The 15,514-nt window shown below is 69.2% G+C and carries 14 protein-coding genes; 7 read left to right on the top strand and 7 right to left on the bottom strand.

Annotation, left to right across the window (positions count from 1 at the left end; genetic code table 11):
- Positions 1-53 precede the first annotated feature (53 nt).
- The 7 genes from IEZ15_RS03670 to IEZ15_RS03640 form a co-directional block, all read right to left on the bottom strand.
- Complete coding sequence (locus tag IEZ15_RS03670; RefSeq protein ID WP_189274195.1) at positions 54-1,502, bottom strand: glycosyltransferase; 1,449 nt, start codon at positions 1,500-1,502, stop codon at positions 54-56.
- Between the two features lie 195 nt (positions 1,503-1,697).
- Positions 1,698-2,303, bottom strand: coding sequence for an SACE_7040 family transcriptional regulator (locus IEZ15_RS03665; RefSeq protein ID WP_189274193.1), 606 nt, complete (start codon positions 2,301-2,303; stop codon positions 1,698-1,700).
- A 252-nt stretch (positions 2,304-2,555) separates the two neighbouring features.
- The gene (locus tag IEZ15_RS03660) at positions 2,556-2,864 is read right to left on the bottom strand and encodes a hypothetical protein (protein WP_189274191.1); all 309 of its coding nucleotides are present in this window, start codon (positions 2,862-2,864) and stop codon (positions 2,556-2,558) included.
- Between the two features lie 191 nt (positions 2,865-3,055).
- Positions 3,056-3,319 carry a hypothetical protein gene (locus IEZ15_RS03655; protein WP_189274189.1) on the bottom strand — a complete coding sequence of 88 codons (264 nt, stop codon included), beginning with the start codon at positions 3,317-3,319 and terminating at the stop codon, positions 3,056-3,058.
- Between the two features lie 74 nt (positions 3,320-3,393).
- A complete protein-coding gene (locus IEZ15_RS03650; protein ID WP_189274187.1) occupies positions 3,394-3,843 on the bottom strand; it encodes a hypothetical protein in 450 nt (149 codons plus the stop codon).
- 120 nt (positions 3,844-3,963) lie between these two features.
- Positions 3,964-4,104, bottom strand: a complete 141-nt coding sequence (locus IEZ15_RS44440) for a hypothetical protein (protein ID WP_229845746.1) — start codon at positions 4,102-4,104, stop codon at positions 3,964-3,966.
- Positions 4,105-4,613: 509 nt separating this feature from the next.
- The gene (locus IEZ15_RS03640; protein WP_189274185.1) at positions 4,614-5,846 is read right to left on the bottom strand and encodes a DUF418 domain-containing protein; all 1,233 of its coding nucleotides are present in this window, start codon (positions 5,844-5,846) and stop codon (positions 4,614-4,616) included.
- 327 nt (positions 5,847-6,173) lie between these two features.
- Here IEZ15_RS03640 and IEZ15_RS03635 point away from each other — a divergent pair, with 327 nt between their 5' ends.
- The 7 genes from IEZ15_RS03635 to IEZ15_RS03605 all read left to right on the top strand — a co-directional run bounded on the left by IEZ15_RS03635 (position 6,174) and on the right by IEZ15_RS03605 (position 15,407).
- A complete protein-coding gene (locus tag IEZ15_RS03635; RefSeq protein WP_189274183.1) occupies positions 6,174-7,781 on the top strand; it encodes a carboxyl transferase domain-containing protein in 1,608 nt (535 codons plus the stop codon).
- A gap of 13 nt (positions 7,782-7,794) precedes the next feature.
- The gene (locus IEZ15_RS03630) at positions 7,795-9,882 is read left to right on the top strand and encodes an acetyl-CoA carboxylase biotin carboxylase subunit (protein ID WP_189274674.1); all 2,088 of its coding nucleotides are present in this window, start codon (positions 7,795-7,797) and stop codon (positions 9,880-9,882) included.
- Complete coding sequence (locus IEZ15_RS03625; protein WP_189274181.1) at positions 9,879-10,817, top strand: hydroxymethylglutaryl-CoA lyase; 939 nt, start codon at positions 9,879-9,881, stop codon at positions 10,815-10,817. Before IEZ15_RS03630 ends, IEZ15_RS03625 begins: the two co-directional genes overlap by 4 nt.
- A gap of 29 nt (positions 10,818-10,846) precedes the next feature.
- Complete coding sequence (locus tag IEZ15_RS03620) at positions 10,847-12,013, top strand: acyl-CoA dehydrogenase family protein (protein ID WP_189274179.1); 1,167 nt, start codon at positions 10,847-10,849, stop codon at positions 12,011-12,013.
- A 310-nt stretch (positions 12,014-12,323) separates the two neighbouring features.
- Complete coding sequence (locus IEZ15_RS03615) at positions 12,324-14,297, top strand: YncE family protein (RefSeq protein ID WP_189274177.1); 1,974 nt, start codon at positions 12,324-12,326, stop codon at positions 14,295-14,297.
- A 112-nt stretch (positions 14,298-14,409) separates the two neighbouring features.
- Complete coding sequence (locus IEZ15_RS03610) at positions 14,410-15,051, top strand: GNAT family N-acetyltransferase (RefSeq protein ID WP_189274175.1); 642 nt, start codon at positions 14,410-14,412, stop codon at positions 15,049-15,051.
- The gene (locus IEZ15_RS03605) at positions 15,048-15,407 is read left to right on the top strand and encodes a hypothetical protein (RefSeq protein ID WP_189274174.1); all 360 of its coding nucleotides are present in this window, start codon (positions 15,048-15,050) and stop codon (positions 15,405-15,407) included. Before IEZ15_RS03610 ends, IEZ15_RS03605 begins: the two co-directional genes overlap by 4 nt.
- Positions 15,408-15,514 lie beyond the last annotated feature (107 nt).

Below are 15,514 nucleotides of genomic sequence, written 5' to 3'. Positions count from 1 at the left end.
AGAGGTTCAGGCGGTGTGGGATCAAGCTGTGGTGTGTCCGGCACGGCTCCCGGTCAGACGGCACGTTGGCGGGCCAGGGCAGCACCGGAGTCGATGGCCCAGCGGGCGAGCAGGAACGAGAAGGGAGTGGCGAGGATTCCCGCGGCCACGGCAGCGATGTTCTTGTCCATGCCCAGCCTGCTGACGCCGAGGTAGAGCAGGGCGCCGGTGAGAACGAGATTGACGATGCTCGACAGGGGGTACCGGGCGAAGGCGTGCCAGGTCGGCTTCGTGCGGCAGGTGATGTACGAGTTGAGTAGGAACGATCCCACGATGCTGGCCGCATATCCGACGACATGCGCGGCCAGATAGGGAATCCAGGTGTTCAGCGAGGCGTACACCGCCAGATACACCGCCGTATTGATGGTTCCGAGCATCGCGAAAATGACGAATTGGCGTACGGTGCGGGACCTGGCGGCCCCGAGCGCGGTCGCCCCGGCGTGCCCCGCCATCGGCCTCTCGACCACTTGTGCGGGCGAAGCTGCATGGACCTCGTCCGGCGTATCGGCTGGAATATCGACCGGGGGAACATTCGGGGATTCGTTCGTTTCGCGCACCACGTAATGCGGACGGCGTTTCGACTCGCTGTAGATGCGTCCCACGTATTCGCCGATGACGCCGAGCGTGGCGAGCTGGATGCCGCCGAGCGCCACGACGGCGGTCAGCAGGGTGGTGTAGCCGGGTACGGCGACACCGTGCAGAACAACGTCGGCGATGATCCACAGGGCGTATCCCAGTGCCGCCAGCGCGAGGGCGAGGCCGGCGTGGATCGCCAGGCGCAGGGGACGGCTGTTGAAGGAGATCAGTCCGTCGATCCCGTAGTTGAGCAGATTCCTGCTGCCCCACTTCGAACTCCCGGCCGCACGCTGGATGTTCCGGTAGGTGAAGCTGACGGTGTCGAAGCCGACCCAGGAGAAGATCCCCTTGGAGAACCGGTTGGTCTCGGGCAGCGCGAGTACGGCGTCCACCGCGGTGCGTGACAGCAGCCTGAAGTCGCCCTCGCCGTCGACGACCTCGACGTCCATGCACCGGCCCATGGCCCGGTAGTAGGCGGCGCTGAGAAAGCTGCGCAGGGCGCCTTCACCCGTCCGGTCCCGCCTCGCGACGACCTGGTCGTACCCGCGTCGGCGCAACTCCAGCATGCGGGGGAGAAGTTCGGGCGGATGCTGGAGGTCGGCGTCCATGAGCACGACGGCTTCGCCGCGGGACATGCGCAGCCCCGCGAGCATGGCGGCCTCCTTGCCGAAATTGCGGCTGAAGGAGGTGTAGCGGACCCGTCGGTCCGCGGTGGCGAGCGAGCCGATCCGGGCCCTGGTCCGGTCGCTGCTGCCGTCGTCGACATAACAGATCTCGAAGGTCCGCCGAGTCGGTTCGAGGACGGAGATCAGTGCACGGTGAAATGCCTCGATCACCTCGTCCTCATTGAAACAGGGGACAACGATCGAGACCTGACATCTTTTCATTTAATTTCCCCATCAGGCGTGGGCGAGACAACTCAAACCATATGCCCGCGGGTCACCGCGACACTCCGACCGACGGAGCCGTCGAGGAAAATGAAAGGGAATATGAGGAAGCACCTCACCCCTTTCACATCAATTCATATGTTTAAATTCGGGCGGACATCGCGGACGCACCCACCGGGCACCCGCCGACAGGCCCTACGGACGGGCCGCCGCCTCGAACGCCCCGCGCGCCAGCCGGTGCAGCAGCGCCGCCGTGTCCGCGCGGTCCGGCTGCGCGTCGGGGCGGCCCAGATGCGGGGTCGAGTTCAGGAGGCCGAAGACGGCATGGACAGCGGCGCGGGCCTCGTGCTCGGGCAGGTCCGGATACAGCTCGCGGACCACCTCCACCCACACCTCGACGTACTGCCGCTGGAGCTGTCGGACCCGCTTGCGGTCGGCGTCCCGGAGGCGGTCCAGCTCGCGGTCGTGGAGGGTGATCAGGGGGCGGTCGTCGAGGGCGAAGTCGATATGGCCCTCGATGAGCGCGTCGAGCAGGGCGTGCGGGGAGCCGTCCTGGCAGGCCGCGTCCTCCGACACGCGCAGCTGCCCGCCCGCCAGCAGTCGCTCACTGATGCCGACCAGCAGCTCGGCGAGCATCGCGTCCTTGCCGGGAAAGTGCCGGTAGAGGCCGGGGCCGCTGATTCCGACGGCGGCACCTATCTCGTCGACGCCGACGCCGTGGAAGCCGCGCTCGGCAAAGAGGCGGGCAGCCTCCTTGAGGATCTGCTCGCGGCGAGTGGGGGCGTCCGTCCTGGTGGTCATGGATTCGATTCTAGACAGTCGGGTTAGCGAACGTTAACTTCGGCGCAACGTGTCAACGCGCATTGACCGGGTCGAGGGGTGACCGACCGTCTCGCCGCGCGGATGCCGCACACGCGCAGCGGACCGTGCGGAACATCGTGTACACCCCGCCGTGGACATCCGATCGGCATCACCGCCGGCATCGTCCCCTGCGGCGGACGTGCAGCCGCCAGGGACGCGGAGTGTTCAGCAGGCGTCCGCCGCACTCCACGCTCAAGGGGCGTCCCGAGGCCCGTACACGTACGCCCCGGCGCACGCCAGAACTGCGGCGAACACACAGAACACCAGCAGCCCGGTCGCCCAGTCCGGCCGGCCCACCCCCCGGATGCCGAGCGTCACCGCATCCACCGTCACGCTCAACAGGGTGCAGCCAAGTACCAGCCCGGCCCCGACCGCCGCCCCGACCGCGAGCTTCTCGGCGAACGCGACGCCGCGCGAACCGGCAGCCAGCCACGTGGTGCGGGCCGCTCCCCGGGAGAACTCCACGGTGACCGAGCCCGCGCCGAAGACGAAGATCACCACGGCCGCGGGCGAACGCCACTCGCCTTACCGGCCCCGTTGGCGCCGAGCAATCCGGTCACCGTACCGGTGGACAATGACAGCGACACACCGTCCACAACCGCTTTGCCGGCGTAGCTGCGTCGTAGTCCGTCGCCTGCATCAGCGGTTCGCTGTTCGCCCTCGTCGTGGGAATCCATGCCGGGGCGGGGGAATCAGCCATGGTTCGCCCAGAATACGGCGCCCATGATCAAGAGGATTCCGACCCCGAAGACGGCACCGATTCCAGGATTCCTGCGTTGCACGGCGGTTCGACCGAGCATTCCGACAACCGGGATCCAGCCCGCCGCATAGACGATCCAGGCGGTTCTCCCCATCGACGGGCTGTCGTCCATCTTGAACAGCACCCATGCCACAAAAACAAAAAGTGCCGGAGCAGCCCATAAATTGCGCTCGACCACTTCCTGACGTTCCGACAACGAAACCCTCCTGGATCAATGCGGACGTGACCCCCTCCCTTGTTGGAGGGGGTCACGATCTTCCTACGGATGTTCTAGAAATGGCTGATCAGGTACGAGATGACCTCGTCGATCACATAGGCGGGCGCTGCCTTGATGACCCACTTCAGCGGGTTGAAGTTGGACAGGCTGTCGACCCACTTCTTGAAGGCCTTGCGCCCCTTCTTCGCCGCCTTGATCGCGGACTTCCCGTACTTGCTCTTGACTATCTTGTCGACCAGTTTCTTGGCCGCGCCGCTGATGCCCTTCGTGCCGACATCGGTCTGCGTACCGAGAGATGCTGCTCCGCCGTTCACGCCGGTCGCCGCGCTGCCGTTCGACACACCGGCGGTCAGTGCGACACCGGTTGGAGCCGTCTGTAAGGCCGAAGCGGTGGACGCAACCCGGGAGCGGCCGGTGTCCGCCGCCGACGCCGCCGGGGCCGCGACACCGAGCGCGAGTACCGCCGTGAGCGCGGCAGCGGTCATACGCATCTTGTTGTGCATCAATACTCCTCCTGCTCACCAGGAGGCACGACGATTCAAGGAGCGGTTCCTGAAACACCATGCCCTGGCCGGTATTTCCGGCCGGCGAGAAGGAGTCTTCAACGCTTCCGATGTTTCGCACTATTGGACCTTGGGGAGGTGACCCAAAGGGCATTGCCCCACAGGGCAGATCAGCTCGTGATGGGCGTATGCGAACAATGCGGCTTCCAGCCGGGAAGACACACCAACTTTCCCCATGATGCTGGTCAAATGAGCCTTCACGGTACGTTCGGCAATGCCGAGCCGCCGGGCAATCACCCGATTTCCGGCGGCGCCCCGATCAGCACGAGAACCTGGCGCTCACGACCGGTCAGAAGCGGCGCCCCTGCCGGATCCCCGGGAGCGGAACCGGCCCCCGTTCCAACGACAACCATGCGCGACCCTGCACCCGTTTACAAGGCATCCTGCGTGGTCAAATCAGATACACCTCCCCCATGGAGCACCACGAGCGGCGCTCCCCGCACACCCTAAGACATCCGTTCGCACTAGGAAAGGGAAAAGCAAAATAATTGAGCGGGCACCCTGCCCAGCCAGCCGACCAGTCGGCCAGCCAGCCAGCCGCCAAAAGGTGATGACTAAAAGCTTTGGCCGAAAATCACCCAAGCCCCCATGCATCTTCAATGCTTTGCAAACAAATGGATGAGCAAACTCCAGTTGTTGCACCGAAGGCCCCGCGCCGGCGGATGCGGCCGCGCAGCGTCCGGTCACAACGCCCTGTGCGATGCCCCCGTTCAGCGGCCTCCCGCCACCTTCGGGGGCCACGCCCACAGCGTCAGCGCGCGCAACAGCCACTCCACGGGCCCGAGCCGGTGGCGCCGCATCAGCCACCCGCTGAGCGCGAGCTGGCAGGCGTAGAGCACGAGCGCCCCGCTGACCGCCGCCGCCGCGCCCGTGCGGCCGTACAGCCCCAGGCCGTACCCGGAGAAGGCGAGGGCCATGACGAGGGACTGGGTCAGGTAGTTGGTCAGCGCCATCCGCCCGGCGGGCGCGAGGACCCGGGCCGTCGCGGCGCCGCTCGGCGTGGTGAACCACAGCAGCAGCCCCGTGGCGTACGCGGCCGAGAGCGCCGGGGCCGCGGCCAGACCGACTGCCAGGCCGAACAGTTCCCAGCGCTCCGGCAGCGGCCCCGCCATCCCGGCCGCGGAGAAGACCGCCCCGGGGACTCCGATGGCGAGACCTGTCAGAAAGATGCGGCGCAGCCGCGCCCGGTCGGTGAGCGCGGCTGCGCCGAGCCACTGCCGCCGGCCGGCCACGAACCCCACGAGGAAGGCGGCGACGACATAACCGCCCATCAGCGGAAGGGCTGCCACGATCTCGGGCAGAGCCCTGATGTTGGCGCCGACGACCTCGGTGAAGCCACCCCTGTAGGCGGCGGTCAGCTCGGCCTTCGCTGCGGCGGATTCGCCCAGGTCACCGGGATCGAACAGCGCGGCGCCCAGAGCGACGAGCAGCAGGAACCCTCCGGCGACGCCGTATACCCAAAGCGCCGCCCGCCAGGCCTTCGCAGGCCCGGCGTTCCGGGCGGCCAGCAGGACCAGTCCGCACAGGGCGTACATCATGAGGATGTCGCCGGTGAAGAGCAGCACCGCGTGCGCGAGCCCGAGCACGAACAGGCCGGCCAGCCGCCGTGACATCCGGGGTACGAAGCGTGCCCCGGCGCGGGCGGCCGAGTCCATCTGAAGGGTGAAGCTGTAGCCGAAGAGGAAGGAGAAGAGCAGGTAGAACTTCGACTGCGCGAGGAGAACGACCAGCCATTCCACGGCCCCGTCCGCCGCATGCACCTGCGTGAGCCCACCCCTGACACCCGGAGGCCCGGCCGTCGTCAGGACGTTCACGACCAGGATCCCGGCGAGCGCGAACCCGCGCAGGGCGTCCACTTCGAGGATGCGCGGCCTCTCGGTCACTCCCCCGGCCGTTCCCCCGCCCGCCCCTCGCACCGACTGCGACTGCGACTGCTGCGTCATCTGCTGGTTTCCCCCACCCGATCGGCCGTCGGCCGTTACACGTCCCCGGCCATGACGACCGGAGCCACCACACACGCCAGGCAACTCGCTCGGTCACGGCCCTCGTCGGGCCTCGACCGGTGCCGCTCCGGGTCGGGGAGCGGCGCGGGTCATTATTCCGGGCCCACCGCGCGCCCTGCCCTCTGTGGGACGTACGTGACCGATACCTGCCGGAACCACTGCGTGCACCGGACGAACGGCCTGGACAAGGCTGTTAGCGGTCGTTAACCTTGAGTCAGACGTTAACGCTCATTAACCACTGCGGTACGGGCAAGGGGGCTCGACACGATGCAGCAGGCACCGGTGCTGGCGAGCGCGGCCGATCCCGCCTCCGAGGCCTGGCAGGCCAACGAGGCGGCGCATCACGCGCTCGCCGACGAGCTGCGCAAGCGGCTCGCCACGGCCAGGCTCGGCGGGGGTGAGAAGGCCCGCGCCCGGCATGTGGCGCGCGGCAAGCTGCTGCCCCGGGACCGGGTGGACACGTTGCTGGACCCCGGGTCGCCCTTCCTGGAGCTGGCGCCGCTGGCGGCCGAAGGGCTGTACGGGGGCGCCGCCCCGGCCGCCGGGGTGATCGCCGGGATCGGCCGGGTCAGCGGCCGGGAGTGCGTGATCGTCGCCAATGACGCGACCGTCAAGGGCGGCACGTACTACCCGATGACCGTGAAGAAGCACCTCCGCGCCCAGGAAGTGGCGCTGGAGAACCGGCTCCCTTGCCTGTATCTCGTCGACTCGGGCGGGGCGTTCCTGCCGATGCAGGACGAGGTCTTCCCGGACCGGGAGCACTTCGGGCGGATCTTCTTCAACCAGGCCCGGATGTCGGGGGCCGGGATTCCGCAGATCGCGGCGGTGCTCGGCTCGTGCACGGCGGGCGGGGCGTACGTCCCCGCGATGAGCGACGAGGCCGTGATCGTCCGTAATCAGGGCACGATCTTCCTGGGCGGTCCGCCGTTGGTGAAGGCCGCGACCGGCGAGGTCGTGACGGCCGAGGAGCTGGGCGGCGGCGAGGTGCACTCCCGTACGTCGGGGGTGACCGACCATCTCGCCGAGGACGACGCGCACGCGCTGCGGATCGTGCGGAACATCGTCGCCACGCTGCCGGAGCGCGGGGCGCTTCCGTGGTCGGTGCAGCCGGTCGAGGAGCCGAAGGTCGATCCCGCCGGGCTGTACGGGGCCGTCCCGGTCGATTCCCGGACGCCGTACGACGTACGGGAGGTGATCGCCCGGGTGGTGGACGCCTCCCGGTTCGCCGAGTTCAAGGCGGAGTACGGGACGACACTGATCACCGGCTTCGCCCGTATCCACGGCCACCCGGTCGGGATCGTCGCCAACAACGGCATCCTGTTCTCCGAGTCCGCCCAGAAGGGCGCCCACTTCATCGAGCTGTGCGACCAGCGCGGCATCCCGCTGGTCTTCCTGCAGAACATCTCGGGCTTCATGGTGGGACGGGACTACGAGGCCGGCGGCATCGCCAAGCACGGCGCGAAGATGGTCACGGCCGTCGCCTGCACCCGTGTGCCGAAGCTGACCGTCGTGGTCGGCGGGTCGTACGGGGCGGGCAACTACTCGATGTGCGGGCGGGCCTACTCACCGCGCTTCCTGTGGATGTGGCCCAACGCGAAGATCTCCGTCATGGGCGGCGAGCAGGCCGCGTCCGTCCTCGCGACGGTCAAGCGCGACCAGCTGGGCGACGACTGGAGCGCGGCGGACGAGGAGGCCTTCAAGGCCCCGATCCGCGAGCAGTACGAGACCCAGGGCAATGCGTACTACGCCACGGCCCGGCTGTGGGACGACGGCGTGATCGACCCGATGGAGACCCGGCAGGTGCTGGGGCTCGCCCTGACCGCGTGTGCGAACGCCCCGCTGGGTGAGCCCGGCTTCGGCGTCTTCCGGATGTGAGGAACAGATGACGATGTTCGACACCGTTCTTGTCGCCAACCGCGGTGAGATCGCGGTACGTGTCATCCGTACGCTGCGTGAGCTCGGCGTCCGCTCGGTCGCCGTCTTCAGCGACGCGGACGCGGAGGCCCGGCATGTACGGGAGGCCGACACGGCGGTACGGATCGGGCCCGCGCCCGCCTCGATGAGCTATCTGAGCGTGCCCGCGCTGCTGGACGCGGCCCGCCGCACCGGCGCACAGGCCGTCCACCCCGGGTACGGATTCCTCGCCGAGAACGCGGGATTCGCGCGGGCGTGCGCGGAGGCGGGGCTGGCCTTCATCGGTCCGCCCGCCCAGGCCATCTCGCTGATGGGCGACAAGATCCGGGCCAAGGAGACGGTCGCGGCGGCCGGGGTCCCGGTGGTGCCGGGCTCGTCCGGGAGCGGGCTCACCGATGCCCAGCTGGACACCGCGGCCCGCGAGATCGGTACGCCCGTACTGCTGAAGCCCTCGGCGGGCGGCGGCGGCAAGGGCATGCGGCTGGTACGCGACGAGGCGCTGCTCGCGGACGAGATCGCGGCCGCCCGGCGCGAGGCACGGGCCTCGTTCGGCGACGACACGCTGCTCGTGGAGCGGTGGATCGACCGGCCCCGGCACATCGAGATCCAGGTGCTGGCGGACGCCCACGGCAACGTGGTCCATCTCGGTGAGCGCGAGTGCTCGCTCCAGCGCCGCCACCAGAAGATCATCGAGGAGGCGCCGTCCGTCCTGCTCGACGAGGAGACCCGGGCGGCGATGGGCGAGGCGGCCGTCCAGGCGGCCCGCAGTTGCGGATATGTGGGCGCGGGCACGGTGGAGTTCATCGTCCCGGGCAACGACCCCGCCTCGTACTACTTCATGGAGATGAACACCCGCCTCCAGGTCGAACACCCGGTCACCGAGCTGATCACCGGCCTGGACCTGGTGGAGTGGCAGCTGAGGGTCGCGGCGGGCGAGCGACTCCCTTACGAGCAGCAGGACATAAAGCTCACCGGTCATGCGATCGAGGCCCGGATCTGTGCGGAGGACCCGTTCCGCGGCTTCCTGCCGTCCGGCGGCACGGTACTCGCGCTGCACGAGCCGCAGGGCAACGGCGTACGGACGGACTCCGGGCTCGGCACGGGTGGCGAGGTCGGCAGCCTGTACGACCCGATGCTGTCGAAGGTCATCGCGTACGGCCCCGACCGCGCCGCGGCCCTGCGCCGGCTGCGTGCTGCGCTCGCGGACACGGTGATCCTCGGCGTCCCGACGAACGCCGGCTTCCTGCGCCGGCTGCTCGCCCACCCGGCGGTGGTGGCGGGCGATCTGGACACCGGTCTGGTGGAGCGCGAGGTGGCCGGGCTGGTGCCGGAGGGGGTGCCGGAGGAGGTGTACGCGGCGGCGGCGCTGCTGCGGCAGCCCTCCCCGGCGAACACCTCCCCCATGGACGGCTCCGGCTGGGTGGACCCGTTCTCCGTGGCGAGCGGCTGGCGGCTGGGCGGCACCCCGGCCCGGACGGTGCGCCACTTCCGGCTGCCGGGCCACGACCCGGTACAGGTGTCACTGCGCTCCTGCCCGGCGGGCACCGAGCTGACGTTCGGCCATGTCGGGGAGGGCGCACAGCCGCCGGAGCCCGCGACGGGCGCCTGCGGCCCGCTGGCCCCGATGCCCGGCGGCAAGGAGACGGCCAGGCTGATCGAGCTGTCCCCGCATCACCTCACGCTCGAACTCGCCGGTGTCACCCACACGTTCACCCATGCCGCGTCCCCGGAGGGGACCTGGCTGGGCCGCGACGGCGACACCTGGCACGTACAGGACCACGATCCCGTTCAGGCGTCGTTGGCCGGCGCCTCCCGTTCCGGGGCGGACACGCTCGCCGCGCCCATGCCCGGGACCGTCACCGTCGTGAAGGTGGCGGTCGGGGACGAGGTCGTGGCCGGTCAGAGTCTGCTCGTCGTCGAGGCGATGAAGATGGAACACGTCATCTCCGCCCCGCACGCCGGGACCGTGACCGAGCTGGATGTCACCGCCGGCGCCACGGTCGCCATGGACCAGATCCTGGCCGTGGTGACGCCCGCCGAGGCTCCCGGGGAGGACGCATGACACCCCGCACCCTGCCCATGACCGTGCCCGCCCAGGATCTGCCCCCACGGGTACGCATCCACGAGGTCGGCGCCCGCGACGGGCTGCAGAACGAGAAGGCCGTCGTACCGACCGAGGTGAAGGCGGAGTTCATCCACCGTCTGGCCGCGTCGGGCCTGACCAGCATCGAGGCGACCAGCTTCGTGCACCCGAAGTGGGTGCCCCAACTGGCTGACGCGGAGGACCTGTTCCCCCGTCTCGACGACATCGAGGGCGTCGCCCTGCCCGTACTCGTACCGAACGAACGCGGCCTGGACCGGGCCCTGGCGCTCGGCGCCCGCCGCATCGCCGTGTTCGGCTCGGCGACCGAGACGTTCGCCGCCCGCAATCTCAACCGCACCGTCGACGAGTCGCTCGCCATGTTCGAGCCCGTCGTCGCCCGCGCCAAGGCCGACAAGGTGCATGTCCGCGGCTATCTGTCGATGTGCTTCGGTGACCCGTGGGAGGGGCCCGTCCCCGTCCACCAGGTCGTCCGCGTGGCCAAGGCACTGATGGACCTCGGCTGCGACGAACTCTCCCTCGGCGACACCATCGGCGTCGCCACGCCCGGCCATGTGCAGGACCTGCTCTCCGAGCTGAACGAGGAGGGCGTGCGCACCGACGCCATCGGCGTGCACTTCCACGACACGTACGGCCAGGCCCTCTCCAACACCCTCGCGGCGCTCCAGCACGGTGTGACCACCGTGGACGCCTCCGCGGGCGGCCTCGGTGGCTGCCCGTATGCGAAGAGCGCGACCGGAAATCTCGCCACCGAAGACCTCGTGTGGATGCTCGAAGGCCTCGGCATCGAAACCGGGGTCGACCTCGACGCGCTCACCGCCACCAGCGTGTGGCTCGCCGAACAACTGGGCCGACCCAGCCCGTCCCGTACCGTCCGCGCGCTCTCGGTTCGATAAACACAGTCCCACAAGGAGTGACACCCACCATGTCCCTGGACCACCGGCTGACCGCCGAGCACGAGGAACTGCGTCGCACCGTCGAGGAGTTCGCGCACGATGTGATCGCCCCGAAGATCGGCGACTTCTACGAGCGCCATGAGTTCCCGTACGAGATCGTGCGCGAGATGGGGCGGATGGGGCTGTTCGGGCTGCCGTTCCCGGAGGAGTACGGCGGGATGGGCGGCGACTATCTCGCGCTCGGGATCGCCCTGGAGGAGCTGGCCCGGGTCGACTCGTCCGTGGCGATCACCCTGGAGGCCGGGGTCTCGCTCGGCGCGATGCCGGTATACCACTTCGGTACGGAGGAGCAGAAGCAGCACTGGCTGCCGAAGCTCTGCTCGGGCGAGGCGCTCGGCGCGTTCGGCCTGACCGAGCCGGACGCCGGCTCGGACGCGGGCGGCACCCGCACGACGGCGGTGCGCGACGAGGCCACGGGCGAGTGGGTGATCAACGGCTCCAAGTGCTTCATCACCAACTCCGGTACGGACATCACGGAACTGGTCACGGTCACGGCGGTGACCGGCCACAAGGAGAACGGCGCCCCGCTGATCTCCTCGATCATCGTGCCGTCCGGCACCCCCGGCTTCACGGTCGCCGCCCCGTACTCCAAGGTCGGCTGGAACGCCTCGGACACCCGCGAACTGTCCTTCTCCGACGTCCGCGTGCCCCTGGCGAACCTGCTGGGCGAGGAGGGCCGCGGCTACGCCCAGTTCCTGCGCATCCTGGACGAGGGCCGGATCGCCATCGCCGCCCTGTCCACGGGCCTGGCCCAGGGCTGCGTGGACGAGTCGGTGAAGTACGCCAAGGAGCGCCAGGCCTTCGGCAGGCCGATCGGCGCCAACCAGGCCATCCAGTTCAAGATCGCGGACATGGAGATGCGGGCCCACATGGCCCGCATCGGCTGGCGCGACGCGGCGTCGCGCCTGGTGGCCGGCGAACCCTTCAAGAAGGAGGCCGCGATCGCGAAGCTGTACTCGTCGACGGTCGCGGTGGACAACGCCCGCGAGGCGACCCAGATCCACGGCGGCTACGGCTTCATGAACGAGTACCCGGTGGCCAGGATGTGGCGCGACTCCAAGATCCTGGAGATCGGCGAGGGCACGAGCGAGGTGCAGCGGATGCTGATCGCGCGGGAGTTGGGGCTGCCGGCCTGACGCTTCGCGGTGGTACGGGGCGGGTCCGGGTTCCGGGCCCGCCCGATCCGCTTTCCGGGCCGGTCACCGGGCCAGGCCGAACCCGGCACTCCGGGCCCCGGCAACAACCGGGCGCCGCACCGGAGTTCGCCCGGCACCGCGCACCCGATCCCTCCGCACATCCGCCCTCCCTCCTGTCACCGCCATGACATACCCTTCACAACAACGGCCGCGCCCTGCACACCGTCTTCACGTAACGGTGTCCGGATGCCGCGCGGCCCGACTCGTCACCCGGCCCATCCACCGGGTTTCACTGTGGGGGTACATCAACGTGCGCACGCGCACCGTGTCGACCGCGCTCGCGGTCCTCTTCAGCTCGACGGCGCTGGCCGTCGGCACCACGGGGTCGGCCATGGCCGACTCCAGCAAGGCCCTGCCGATCTCCTCGTACGGCGACATCGCCGTGGACGGTGTACACAAGCGGGTCTACATCAGCGATCCGAGCGGCAACAAGGTCGTCGTCACCGACTACGCGGGCAAGGTCGTGACGACCGTCCCGAATCTCCCCGGCGTGCAGGATCTGGCGATCGCGCCCGACTCCCGTTCCGTCTACGCGGCCGTCCCGGGCAGCGACGCCGTCGTGGCCATCGAGACGGCCACCTCGACGGCCGCCGCGCAGTACGGCACCGGCGAGAACACCCGGCCCCAGACGCTGGCGGTGGCGGGCGGGCGGGTCTGGTTCATGTACGGAAAGCAGCCTTCGCACCACCTGGGCTCGTTCGACCCCGCGCAGAGCAGCCCGGAGGTCGCCCTCGACCAGCTCCCCGGCATCGGCTGGTACGACGCCCCCGAGCTGGAGTCCGCCGGGAACACCCTGGTGCTCGGCGTCCACGGCACCTGGTCCGGACTGGCCGTGTACGACGTGTCGACGAGCACCCCCGTCCTGCGCAAGCAGGGCATGCCGTCCGAGGCCGCGAACTACATGGACGACTTCGCACTCAGCGCCGACGGCAAGAAGATCGTCGCCGCCTCGGGCGAGTCCCCCTACGCGGCGACCGCGATCAACACCGACGACCTCACCCGTACCGGCGGCTACCCGACCAAGGCGGACCATCCCAACTCGGCCGCGATCGCCCCGGACGGCACGGTCGCCCTGTCCACCTACAGCTGGTACGACACGGACATCTACATCTACAAGCCCGGCGCGACGACGCCGTACCGCACGTACACGTACGGCCAGGGCACGCCGGGCGGCGACACCATCACCTCAAGAGGACTGGCGTGGGCCCCCGACGGGACCAAGCTGTTCGCCCTCGCCAACAGTTACGGCGGGCTGTCCCTGCGGGTCCTCGACGACGCCACCCGCTACCCGGTCAAGGCCACCGTCTCCGCGCCCGCCAAGGCGACCCGCGCCAAGAAGCTCGACGTCACCGGCAAACTGACCTCCGGCAAGTCCTTCCCCTCGGGCTCCAAGGTCACCGTCACCCGGACCGATATCGACTCCCCCAAGGGCAAGTCGCTCGGCACGAAGACGGTCGGTTCGTCCGGTGCGTTCTCCTTCAGCGACACCCCGCCCGCCGGCGGCAACGTCACCTACACGGCGACGTACGCGGGCGACGCCACGCACGCGCCCGCATCGGGCAAGGACACGGTCGCCGTCTCGCGCACCGCCACCGCCCTCACGCTCAACCGCAACGGCGGCACCTACTCCTACGGCGCCAAGGTCTCGTTCACCGCCCACCTCGGCAAGACGTACAGGAACCGCACCGTCGAGATCTGGGCCGATCCCTTCGGCGCCGACAAGCCCAAGAAGCTGCTGAAGAAGGGCCAGGTCAACTCCAAGGGCAACCTGTCGGTCACCGTGAGCATGACCCGTAACACCGCGGTCACCGCGGTCTACGCGGGCGATGCCCGCTCGGGTTCCAAGACCGTGAAGTCGACCGCGTATGCCAAGGTGAAGGTCTCCACCTCCGTCTCCAAGCAGTACAAGACAGGCAAGATCGGTTCCACGACGTACTACTGGTTCCACAAGAACACCGACCCGGTCCTCACCACGTCGATGACGTACTACAAGGGCCGCCAGCAGCGCTTCGGGCTCCAGGTCTACTACCAGGGCAAGTGGTACGACGCGGACCCCGAGTACTTCGCGCTGGGCACCAACGGCAAGTCCGTGGTCCGCCTCGAAGCCCCTGGCGAGTCCGGCATCCGCGCCCGGATGCGCTCCTCGTACGTCAAGGGCTCCTCGGGTGACAACGTGAACTCGACGACGCACGGCGCGTGGAAGTACCTGTACTTCACGAAGTAGGGAACAGCCCACCACTGCCACGTGACGCAGACGGGCCCCGGCGGGGGCCCGTCTGCACGGTCGGGGTGCAATTCGTTCGACAGCGTGCAGCGCCTTTCGGCAGAGTCCGTACATGAAACCGCAGCACTGGCCCCTGTACGGGCTCCGCCTCCGCACGCCCCGTCTGGAACTCCGCCTACCGGAACTGGAGTTGCTGGACGACCTCGCGTCGGTCGCCGCGGACGGGGTGCACCCGCCGGCCGATATGCCGTTCACGGTCCCCTGGACCGACGCGTCGCCCGCCGCGTGCGGCAAGGCCGTGTTCCAGCATGTGCTGGCCACCGTCGCCAACTGGTCCGTACGGGACTGGGCACTGAGCCTCGCCGTGCTGCACGAGGGCGAGGTGGTCGGGCGTCAGGACGTGACGGCGAAGGACTTCGCCGTGACCGGTGAGGTCAGCACCGGCTCGTGGCTGGGCCTCGCCCACCAGGGTCGGGGCATCGGCACCGAGATGCGGGCCGCCGCCCTGCATCTCGCCTTCGCCGGACTCGGGGCCCGGACCGCGGTCTCGGCCGCCATGACCGACAACCCGCGCTCGCTGGGCGTCTCGCGCCGGCTCGGATATCTGCCGGACGGACTGGAGGTCACCGCGGTACGGGGTGCGCCCGTCACTCTGCAGCGGCTGCGGCTGGACCGTGCCCGCTGGGAGGAGTACCGGACCGTCGAGGTGACGCTCGAGGGACTCGACGCCTGCCGGGAGGAATTCGGGGCATGACGCTGACGGTGCATACGTTCATCTACGACGAGGACTGCCAGTCGCATCTCCTCGACGACGCCGAGGACGGCAGCGACATGGCCGGGACCGAGGTCTGTCGGACCACGTTGTGGGGATCAGAGGCCGCGCGGGCGCTCGGCGCCCGTTTCCTCCCCGAGCTGGCCACCGGCAATCTGCACGTGGAGCCGGAGGACATCGACGACTTCCTCGAAGAGTGCGAGCTGTTGCACCGCAACGCCGCAACACTGGCCGGAGACGGCGGCGACCGGCGGGACTACGTGGTGGCCCGGCTCGCCAACATCACCGCCGCCGCCCTGCGGGCCCGGGCCGTGGGCGGCGGGGTCCTCGTCTGGTGAACGGTCCGGGGGCACCCTCGAACACTCAATGAGGTTAGGCTAACCTTCCTTCGAACATACCGGCGGCCGGTTCCCGGCTTCGCTTCCGGTTCCTGGGAGGAGCCCCC

It is taken from the genome of Streptomyces atratus (assembly GCF_014648655.1).
GTDB lineage: Bacteria > Actinomycetota > Actinomycetes > Streptomycetales > Streptomycetaceae > Streptomyces > Streptomyces atratus.
This window is presented reverse-complemented; position numbering and strand designations above follow the sequence as displayed.